Source organism: Lentilactobacillus sp. (assembly GCF_040773105.1).
Taxonomy (GTDB): domain Bacteria; phylum Bacillota; class Bacilli; order Lactobacillales; family Lactobacillaceae; genus Lentilactobacillus; species Lentilactobacillus parabuchneri.
In genome coordinates this window covers 1-9,736 of record NZ_JAXGWW010000066.1, presented here as the reverse complement: position 1 = coordinate 9,736, position 9,736 = coordinate 1, and the positions used below count along the sequence as shown (strand labels likewise).

Here is a 9,736-nt window from a genome sequence, read left to right as displayed (position 1 = left end):
GATTGAGCCAGTAGCCCCAATAATTAAGATATTCTTCATATTTTCTCTCCTGAGTCTAAAATGATTTTTGTTAACGAATCTGCTTCAATGGTTCTTTACGGATGACATTGATAATAGTTGCCGCAACAATCAAAAAGAAGCCGATTAGCATGATACTATGAAGACTCTCGAATAAAATTCTTCGCATCTCTGGAATTAAGTTTTGTGGTAAATTGCTGGCAGTTTCAGGATCGGTCAGTTGGTTCATTTGGGCAACAGTAATTTGTCCATTTGTCTGTCCAACTAAATTTGCAATGCGTAAGCTCAATATTCCACCGTAAATAGACGCCATTAAGGTCTGCCCTAGTGTACGAGATAACAAACCAAATGTTGTGGAAACATTGACTAACTCCGCCTTTACACCGTCTTGAATCGAAACCTGCATTGGTGTAAAAGCTAACCCTACTCCAAAACCTTCAAAGGCACCACTCATCATCAACCACCAGTAAGGACTGTTTTGTGTGGCTATTATTAACGAAATCGCCGACAAAAATACACTGATCAGTCCTATCTTCACGATTTTCTTAGCAGGAATGTTTCGCATCAGATTGGCGGTTAGCCGAGTTCCAATTAGCAACAAAACTGAAGACGTAATCTGAGTCATTCCTGCTCTAGTCGCACTGGTTCCTAACAAGCCTTGTGCCCACATCGGCGAATAGATACTATAGCAAATAAAGAAACCATTCATCAAAAACATAATGACGTTTTGTGATTGAATCTTCCAATCACTTAATAATTTAATTGGAATTAAGGGATTATCCAAATGACTCTCAACTGCAACAAAAATCCCTAAACTACCAAAACCCAAAATAAGTAAAGTAATGGCTCGGAGTTGACTAACAGCTAATGCATCGCCAGCAAAAAGTAGAAAAATCAAAGCCATTGAAAGAGTGCTCGCCCCTAAGTAATCAAATTTGGTTACTATTTGCGACTGTTTATCTTCATAATAGGAAAACTGCAACATGATTATCGCTAAAATTCCGATGGGTAAGTTAATTAAAAAAGCCCAGTGCCAAGAATAATAATCGACAATAAAGCCTCCAATTATTGGACCAATGACGGTAGATAAAGTATATGCAGCTATAACCCTTGCCAATGCATGAGCACGCTTTACCACATCCGGATATAATTTGGCATAGATGATAAAGGGAATTGAGACCATCCCTCCAGCACCAATTCCCATAAATCCTCTAGCGATAATCAAGGTCAACATACTCGTAGCTAACCCACCCACTAATGAACTAAAAACAAAGATCAGGGTTGCGACTTGGAAAATCCGCTTATTCCCAAAAATATCGGCGATTCTACCCCAAAGAACAGTACTAACAGCCGTTCCTAATAAAAAAAGTGAACTAATCCAGCCTAAGTAACGAATTCCTTGTAAATCACTAACAATCTCTGGCAAAGCTGTATTGACGATGGTTGCATCCAACCCTCCCATAAAGTTTGCTAATAACAACGCAATAGTTGCTACAACTAATTTTCGTTTACTCACTCTTGCCACTCCTAAAATAAGTTTGACTGGATGCTGTAATTTGCCAGCTTCTGTCGATTTTCTCCAATTTTGTAAACCAACGGAGCGGCCAAGTATTTTGAAAGCTATAGATTCTTGTTCCCAATAGATTTTCCGTTGTTACTGTGGCGTTTGTGGAACTGATCAATTGTACAGTAACTTTTTTCTTCATTAGTCAAATTCGCCCCCGCTTCATTTGGTATAACCGTTCCTCTCGCGTTTGCTTCTCACCAGTAATATGAGTGAAGATTGCTTTTAAGGCATTCCATTCAGTTAATCTGAAAAAGTCTTTTTGAATAATTGCTTCTATATGATTACAAGCAACTTGAAGTACTTGTTCTTCTTGATTCATTTTGTTCCACCCATCTATTAAGGAAATCAGTTTCTTTCGGTATTTCTTATTATGAGACAGGTAGCATGTGCAAACAATGGTCAAAAAATCCACTTCCGTGACTTATGCCACCCTTTTAAGGAATGAGTGGCAAAAAATTATGGAAGAACGTACAAAACGATTTTCTTCTTTTCATGAAGAAAATCGTTTAGAAAAACAAAAAGCTGGCGATTTTATTTATTACCATGTAATATCGCATCTGTTCCGCCACGAACTAATTTGCAAGTTATTTCAATGACATCTTCAATGGATTCAGTTTTGTCGTTTGCAACCCATTGTTGATAAATCTGCATGCCTGTGTTCTCAATATACTTTAAGAGAACTTCTCGCTCAAAATCAGTCAGTTTCTTAAACTCAGGAGAATTGTCCCAGGTACTCAGCATGACTTTATCGATCATTTGCTGACGAATTCCTGAATAAACCCGATTCGTGGAAATCCTGTCATAGGCCGGTCCCATCTTATTTGAGTACTCAAAAAATGCTCGAAAACTTTTTTCCAAATCACGAGGGTACTCATAATCACCAATAATCTTCAAATAATCCTCACTGTAGCGGTTTTGTAATTCCGCTAAAAGATCATCTAAAGTGGGATAATAACGATAAAAGGTCTTTTTGTTAATCTCTGCCCGCCTTGCCAATTCCGTTACGGTAATATGCTGATAATCTTTTTCCACGATTAAACTCTCAAACGCTTTATAAATTCCCTTGATTGTTTTTTGAACTCTTAAATCTTCATAGCCCGTTGATTTCATCTTAAAAACCACCTAACTTAAATTGATCAAATAACTATGAATCCAAGTATAAGTGATATTCTAAAATATGAACAGTTAAGAGCTATTTATCTCCAACCGACCAAGGAAGGAAAACAGGCGAGGTTTAAAAATACCCCCAAATTAGTGTTACTTTTGGGTGTTTGCAAGGCCCAACAGTTTGTATTCACTTATACAATTGCTCACGGTCAAGTAAATCAACCTGTCAATCCGTTCTATTTGAATAACCGGCTTAAGACCATCCGAAAGCGGCACCCTGAGTTAACTAAAACTCATCCCCATGCCTTAAGACACACCTTTGCGACGATTGCTCACCAAGGTAGTGCCTCTATGGAAGAGATTTCAAGGGCGCTTACTCACTCCGACACGAAAACCACCAAAGATTACATTGATACCCCAGCCATTGTCACGTTATCAACTTTTAATAAATTTGAAAGCCAATTGATGAAGGCAAAAGAAAAGCCAGCAAGCCCAAACGGCTTTGCTGACCAATGAAAGGTATTCTCATAAACTCGTCATGATTTTAAACAAGAACCAATCAATCTTTACTTTTTAGATGCTTCGGATAGTCTCTGACTACCCGGCATATCAACGCTTTACATTTATGCGTCCCCCGAGAGTCGAACTCGGATCATGAGGACCGAAATCTCATGTGCTATCCATTACACTAAGGACGCCTTACACCATCTAATTATAGCGGTTGCTGCATAATAATACAACCGCTTCGCCTATGAAAATTCACGGGCAACCCGATCGGCGTGATCTTCCAGGTACCACATCAGCTTGTCACCGTCTTTTTCGAAGTCGGATTCAAATGAATCACCAATTGGTGGAATCGATTTGAGCAGCTGGTTATTGAGGCCAAAAACTTGAATCTCCTTGCCAACTAATTTGCCGGTGTCGTAGTGTCCCTCTTCTGCTTCATCCAAATAGCCTTGAAAGGCATCTTCAATCACCTGCTTCATGAGTCCGTCCCTGGTTGTTTCCGGGTGGCGAGCTTTTTCGATGGCAAATTTATCTTCAAATTCACGGATATTTTCTGGGTAATCTAGGGACATATTTGTACCTCCAATAATTTCATTACTGCCACCATTATAATGCAGGAATTTCACAAAAAGCACGTATATTATTTATAGACGACCAAATTCCACACATTGTCCTTGCATTTCCCCTCTGAATAGTTGAACATATAGGGTGTGAAGTGCTTTCATCATCATGTTGGGAGGTAATATCATGACACAAGCAATCACGGTTGAAGAATCACGTGAATTAGATGATAAAACAATCAATAAAATCGGCATCCCTTCCTTAGTTTTAATGGAACGGGCCGGGTTAAAGATTTATGAAAATATGTTGGCGAACCCGGATCTGGACTTAAGCAACGTCCTCATTCTGGCTGGAACCGGCAATAACGGCGGCGACGGTCTGGTTGTTGCCCGCCTATTGGCCACCCATGGCTACAAAGTATCAATTTTAACCGTTGGCAATCCGGATCACGCAAGTGCTGACCACAAGGCACAGGCCCACATTTGTGACTATTACCAAATCCCCAAGGTCTTCATGGATGCCAATTTTGACAAATTTACGACGCTGGTGGATTCCTTATTTGGCAGTGGCTTGTCACGCAATGTTGGCGGGGATTACGCTACCGTGATCGACAAAGCCAACGCCTCAGCAGCCAAGATTCACGCTGTCGACATCCCATCCGGCTTAAATGGCGATACCGGTGAAGTAATGGGGACCGCCATCAAGGCGACCTCAACGTCGACCATCGCTTATCCCAAGGTGGGTATGCTCAAAGAACAGGCCAAACCATACACCGGCACGATTTACGTCGATGATATCGGTATTTACCGCGGCAATACGTTTGAAAATGAATAATTATTAATATAACATTAACCTAACGAGAATTTTCTCATACTATGGAGGTGCCAAAATGGCTGATAAGAAAACCCAAGGCTATATGAACGTTCACGACGCCGACCCGGACATCATTGTTGACCTGAAGTACGCAACCAGCGATAATTTTACGCACCAGGTTGTTTATGATTTTGACCAGGCGATTTCTCGAATTGACACCGTCAAAAAGCTCGCCCAGGCAAGCAAGGCGCTAAAGGACAAGGGCTATCGCATCAAAATTTGGGATGCCTATCGCCCGACTTACGCGCAAAAGCGGCTGTTTGACGTTTATCCCGACCCGATTTGGGTAGCGGAACCGGATCCAAATTTTAGCCACCAAAAGGGCGTAACCTTTGATTTGACACTAACTGACAAGGATGGCAACGACATTGAAATGCCAACTGCCTTTGACGACTTCACCGGTGCTGCCAAGCGCAACGAAAAATCATCATGGACACCGGCAGCCCAAAAGAACTACGATATTCTTAATGAAGCCATGCGACAAGCAGGTTTTGTCGGATATGAAAACGAATGGTGGGACTTCCGCGACTCGGATGCAGACGCGTTTGGACCTCTAGAAGCCGATCCAAAAGATTACTAAATCAGATATTAGGAGTATATGATATGAAAGTTGGAATTATTGGTGCTGGTCCAAGGGGGATTTTATTGACCTCCCAGTTGTTTAATCAATATAAATATCACAGTGACCAAACGGAAAAACTGTCGATTACCCTGTTTGACCCGTATGGCATTGGTGGCCGCGTCTGGCGAACGGATCAATCAGACGAACTGATTATGAATAGTGCTGCTGATCAAATCACCCTGTTCACCGATTCGTCCGTCAACATGTCCAGCAAAGTCTATGACGGCCCTTCTTTATTCGAGTGGGCCAGAAGTGATGACGCCAATCAGTATTTGGCCAAAAACGGCTACTCGTCCGATATCATCGCCGCGGCCGCTCAGGTCCAAATTAACGGTTATGCGCCACGCGTTTTATTTGGCGCCTACATCAAGTGGTTCTACGAGGATCTGATTAAACAGCAGCCAACTGAAATTTCAACTTCTGTGATGAAATCACAAGTTGTCAGTCTGACTTATAACGATTCAAAAAAGCCAGTCATTAAGACTAATGAGGGCACTTATACATTTGACAAAGTGGTCATGAGTCTGGGCCAACAGGAAAATTACCTCAACGACGACGAACAGAAGCTCGCCTCCTATGCGCAGGATAATGCCTTGACGTATATTGCCCCAACTCATCCCGGTGATGCTGATTTAAGCGACATTCCGGCTGGCGAGCCCGCAATCATCCGCGGTTTAGGCCTCAGCTTCATCGACTATATTTCTGAACTCACCCTCGGTCGTGGTGGCCATTACATGCAAAATGAGGATGGCAGTTTATTCTACCAGCCATCTGGTCGCGAACCGCGAATCATCGCCGGTTCTCGTCGGGGCATGCCGTACTATCCAAAGCCAATCAATGAAAAGGGCTACGGCGAATGTGCGGTTCCAAAGTTTTTGACGCAGGAAAACATTCAAAAGAACTTGGTCGACGGCAAGCTGCCCTTTGATAAATTCATGGACCTTTTGCTTTTAGACTTAAAACTCGTCTTCTATAAGTTGACCATTAACGATAAATATCCTTATAAGAGCGCTACTGAATTTGAACAGGAATTCTTAACCAACGACGATAAGACAGCCGTTCTCAAAAAGTTTGGTTTCGAAGAAGAAGATGCCTTTAACTGGGATTTTATCGTGAACCCATTTAAGGATGTCCAGGCCGTTGGAACTGAAGACTACCAGTCAATTATCATCAATTGGCTGAATCAGGAAGTCGACGATTCACTCAAGGGGTCTAAGACTGGCCCGCTGGCTGCCGCACGAGATCTTCTCAGAGATTTTCGCCCAGCATTTAGGGAAATCTTGGCTAACGATTATTTCACCGACCAAGATGATGCCGAAAAATTCTGGGGCGTGCTGGATTCCACGATTAATTTCTTAATCATGGGACCGCCGGTTGTCCGTACCAAGGAGTTATCGGCCTTGATTCGCAGCGGTGTTGTCACAATTTTGGCGCCGGGAATGGAAGTCAAGGGACAGGACGGTTGGTTCGTGACCGCCGCTCCTAAACGTAATACGGATAAATTCCGGTCGGCAACTTTAATTGAGGCCCGGGTACCAAAGGCCAACCTCGACATCTCTGCCAACCCGATTCTAGAAAGCTTAGTTGATGCCAAATTGGCTCGAACACACCAACTCCACATTGGCGATAAAGCTGTCGCAATTAATGCGGTCGACGTTGATCAACAAACCGATCAGTTGCTGGACGCAAACGGCAACGTTCAACCAGACGTTTACATTTGGGGCGTGCCACTGGACGGGTTGCGCTACGTAACCAATGCCGCACCTCGCCCAGGTGTGAACGACACCAACCTGCAGACCGCTGACAAATTGGCAGCGCAGGTACTGGGTTTGCCGGCTGCGGATAATGTTGAAATGGATTAGGCAATATAAATAAAAGGGATAAAGATGAGCAGCATCACTCATCTTTATCCCTTTTTTCGTAGCGCCGGAGCCTGATCAGGTCTCATTGATCACTAATTTTTGACATTCATAAACGACTTATCCGGAATTCGGATCAAGCTGAATCGATCAGCTTGTCGTCCTGCATGTAGGCCAATTCCGTTAAAGAAGTCTTTTTTATACGTGGTGGTAACCGTTGCGACCCAGGCATCTTGGTACCTGGTATCCAGATGATCCAACCACTCTTTATTCCACTTATAGGCTTCTGCTTGGATATTCAAATTGCTCTTTCCATACACTACGGTCGCGTTGGTGCTGTCAACCATGTACTTGCCGCCATCGACATAGTAGGTGTAGTTTTGAATCGGTTTGCGTCCGTTACCATTTGAAACCGTCACATAATCGGATTGATCGGCCCGGTAGCGAATAATCAACGGCTTGTATGAGTAACTGGTAGTAATCCGGTTTTGATCCATCTTCTTGACGTCTTGGAAAAATGTCGCGTAAGACATCCCCCAGAGAAATAACAGGAAAATGGCTAATTCACCAAACGAAATCCAAAAATTGTGCCAAGTGAAGCTCTTTTTTTCAGTCACGATAAGCCGAAGCCGACGGGCCCGCATATCGTGAATAATGTATGCAAAATAAACAATGAGAAGAAGCCAAAGCCCCATCCCAACTAAATTCCAGGCGGATTTCATAATCATTCCCCTTTTTACTATTATTGGTTTTAGTTTACACTATTATGAAGCAGAGTGCGAGTAGGAGCGGGAATAACCGGAGCCTAAGTTGGGTTCGCCGGAAATCGAGTTTGATTTCTGGTGGAGCCGACTTAGGTGCAGGTTGTTGCTCCTACGAACACGTTTAGTGCGAGCCAAGCCGGGAGTCTCCGAGCATTTATTTAATTAGGCCTTTTAGTGCGAATCTTGCACTGGAAGGCCTAATTGAATAAAGCGGAGGAGACTGGCTTGAGGAGCACGTTTAGTGCGAGTCAAAGCGGGAATAACCGGAGCCTAAGTTAGATTCGCCAGAAATCGAGTCTGATTTCTGGTGAAGCTGACTTAGGTGCAGGTTGTTGCTCCTACGAACACGTTTAGTGCGAGTCAAGCCGGGAGCTTCCGAGCATTTATTTAATTAGGGGTTTTAGTGCGCATCTTGCACTGGAAGGCCTAATTGGATAAAGCGGAGGAGACTGGCTTGAGGAGCACGTTTAGTGCGAGTATAAGCGGGAATAACCGGAGCCTAAGTTAGATTCGCCAGAAATCGAGTCTGATTTCTGGTGGAGCTGACTTAGGTGCAGGTTATTGCTCCTACGAACACGTTTAGTGCGAGTCAAGCCGGGGTGGAACTCACCCGCACAGCATTTCTCCTCATACTCCCGCAAATTCGTGTTATATTTGAGTCGTATCTTGATAACCAGAAAATCAATCACGAGGTGACCACAATGTGCACCAGCTTAACGCTGCAAACTTTAAACGAACACGTTCTTTTAGCCCGCACCATGGACTTTCCAGTCAAAGCGGCATGGAAGCCGGTTTTAATTAACCAGCCATCTTATGTAACCGCTTTATCTGGGACCCGTCCCATCAAATATCCTTATATCGGAGGTGGTCGCACTGAGGGGACTGACAACATCTTGGTCGCTGACGGCGTCAACACGCAGGGGCTTAGCTGTGCCGAATTGATGTTTCCACTCAAGGCCCATTACCTGGACGATCCGGTTGATGACAAATTAAACCTGACGCCCCAAGACTTCCTACCATGGGTGCTGGGCGAACACGCCTCCCTTGATGAAGTCAAAGAAGACCTCGACAACATTGCCATCATCGGGAAATACTGGATGGCCGGCGAGGAAGTCTTTGCGTTTCATTGGATTTTGACCGACAAATCCGGCCAAACACTCATCATCGAGCCGACTGTTGACGGCTTGGAAGTCATTTCTGATTCAATTGGCGTGATGACCAATTCGCCAACCTACCCGGAACACATGGATCGTTTGGAAAAAACGCTTGGCGTCACTAACGAAAGTGCCTTGGCGACAAAAGCCCAGGAAATTATCATGAGCCAGGACCTGCCTAAAGCCACCAACACGCCAACTACCCGCTTCTTGGTAGCCGCAGTCAACAAGCTTGGCGCTCAGGAAAGCCGGACCCAATTCGAAGCGCGAAACCGTTTATTTAACGTCCTCGATGACGTGTCAATTCCTTACAAGCCGTCCATGGACGACCACCCGAACTTTAACTACACCCACTACATCTCGGTCCTCGATTCAAGCGACCAGACGTATTACTTCAGATACCACGACTCCGATCAGGTCTTCAGCTTTTCACTGCCGGACCTCCTCTCCCGTTACCCAAGCACCAACCGATTTTTAATTTAAATAGTCATTAATCTTTTGCTGAACCCCTTGGTCATCATTTGAATACTCGGTTATGTTTTCAACTTTTTGCAGTAACTCCGGCGCCGAATTTTTCATCGCATAACCGTCTCCAGCGGCGTTGATCATTTCAAAATCGTTGTCGTTGTCACCAAATGCGGCGACATCCGCCCAGCTCAAATTCCAGCCGTCAAGCAGCATTTCAACCCCTGTTAATTTATCGG

The 9,736-nt window shown here is 43.9% G+C and carries 11 protein-coding genes and 1 tRNA gene; 5 read left to right on the top strand and 7 right to left on the bottom strand.

Features of this window, described 5'->3' with window-relative positions; translation table 11 throughout:
* Window positions 1-70: 70 nt before the first annotated feature.
* From AB3112_RS05125 to AB3112_RS05115, 3 genes are all read right to left on the bottom strand, one after another.
* Complete coding sequence (locus AB3112_RS05125) at window positions 71-1,534, bottom strand: MFS transporter (protein ID WP_084974402.1); 1,464 nt, start codon at window positions 1,532-1,534, stop codon at window positions 71-73.
* 193 nt (window positions 1,535-1,727) lie between these two features.
* The gene (locus AB3112_RS05120) at window positions 1,728-1,904 is read right to left on the bottom strand and encodes a hypothetical protein (protein ID WP_179136539.1); all 177 of its coding nucleotides are present in this window, start codon (window positions 1,902-1,904) and stop codon (window positions 1,728-1,730) included.
* A 212-nt stretch (window positions 1,905-2,116) separates the two neighbouring features.
* Window positions 2,117-2,695, bottom strand: a complete 579-nt coding sequence (locus AB3112_RS05115) for a TetR/AcrR family transcriptional regulator (RefSeq protein WP_084974398.1) — start codon at window positions 2,693-2,695, stop codon at window positions 2,117-2,119.
* Between the two features lie 36 nt (window positions 2,696-2,731).
* Here AB3112_RS05115 and AB3112_RS05110 point away from each other — a divergent pair, with 36 nt between their 5' ends.
* Window positions 2,732-3,208: a tyrosine-type recombinase/integrase gene (locus tag AB3112_RS05110; RefSeq protein ID WP_084974396.1), complete on the top strand. Its 477-nt coding sequence runs from the start codon at window positions 2,732-2,734 to the stop codon at window positions 3,206-3,208.
* A gap of 110 nt (window positions 3,209-3,318) precedes the next feature.
* Here AB3112_RS05110 and AB3112_RS05105 read toward each other — a convergent pair.
* Together AB3112_RS05105 and AB3112_RS05100 are read right to left on the bottom strand one after the other, a co-directional pair.
* A tRNA-Arg gene (locus AB3112_RS05105) sits at window positions 3,319-3,390 on the bottom strand.
* 51 nt (window positions 3,391-3,441) lie between these two features.
* Entirely contained in the window at window positions 3,442-3,771 is a 330-nt protein-coding gene (locus AB3112_RS05100; RefSeq protein WP_367334061.1) for a hypothetical protein, read from the bottom strand.
* A 175-nt stretch (window positions 3,772-3,946) separates the two neighbouring features.
* On the opposite strand from AB3112_RS05100, the gene AB3112_RS05095 reads away from it, so the two are divergent.
* Genes AB3112_RS05095 through AB3112_RS05085 form a run of 3 tightly spaced genes read left to right on the top strand, consistent with a single transcriptional unit; the run spans window position 3,947 to window position 7,117 of the window.
* A complete protein-coding gene (locus AB3112_RS05095) occupies window positions 3,947-4,594 on the top strand; it encodes an NAD(P)H-hydrate epimerase (protein WP_367334060.1) in 648 nt (215 codons plus the stop codon).
* 55 nt (window positions 4,595-4,649) lie between these two features.
* Window positions 4,650-5,213 carry a M15 family metallopeptidase gene (locus AB3112_RS05090; RefSeq protein WP_367334059.1) on the top strand — a complete coding sequence of 188 codons (564 nt, stop codon included), beginning with the start codon at window positions 4,650-4,652 and terminating at the stop codon, window positions 5,211-5,213.
* 23 nt (window positions 5,214-5,236) lie between these two features.
* Complete coding sequence (locus AB3112_RS05085) at window positions 5,237-7,117, top strand: FAD/NAD(P)-binding protein (RefSeq protein ID WP_084974390.1); 1,881 nt, start codon at window positions 5,237-5,239, stop codon at window positions 7,115-7,117.
* Between the two features lie 92 nt (window positions 7,118-7,209).
* Here AB3112_RS05085 and AB3112_RS05080 read toward each other — a convergent pair whose 3' ends face one another.
* On the bottom strand, window positions 7,210-7,836 hold the full coding sequence (locus tag AB3112_RS05080; protein ID WP_057910613.1) for an LVIS_2131 family protein: 627 nt from the start codon (window positions 7,834-7,836) through the stop codon (window positions 7,210-7,212).
* Between the two features lie 743 nt (window positions 7,837-8,579).
* Between AB3112_RS05080 and AB3112_RS05075 the strand changes: the two genes are divergently transcribed.
* Complete coding sequence (locus AB3112_RS05075) at window positions 8,580-9,515, top strand: linear amide C-N hydrolase (protein WP_084974388.1); 936 nt, start codon at window positions 8,580-8,582, stop codon at window positions 9,513-9,515.
* On the opposite strand, the gene AB3112_RS05070 is transcribed toward AB3112_RS05075, so the two are convergent.
* On the bottom strand, window positions 9,507-9,736 hold a 230-nt coding region (locus AB3112_RS05070), incomplete at its 5' end, for an HAD family hydrolase (protein ID WP_367334058.1). The genes AB3112_RS05075 and AB3112_RS05070 overlap by 9 nt on opposite strands.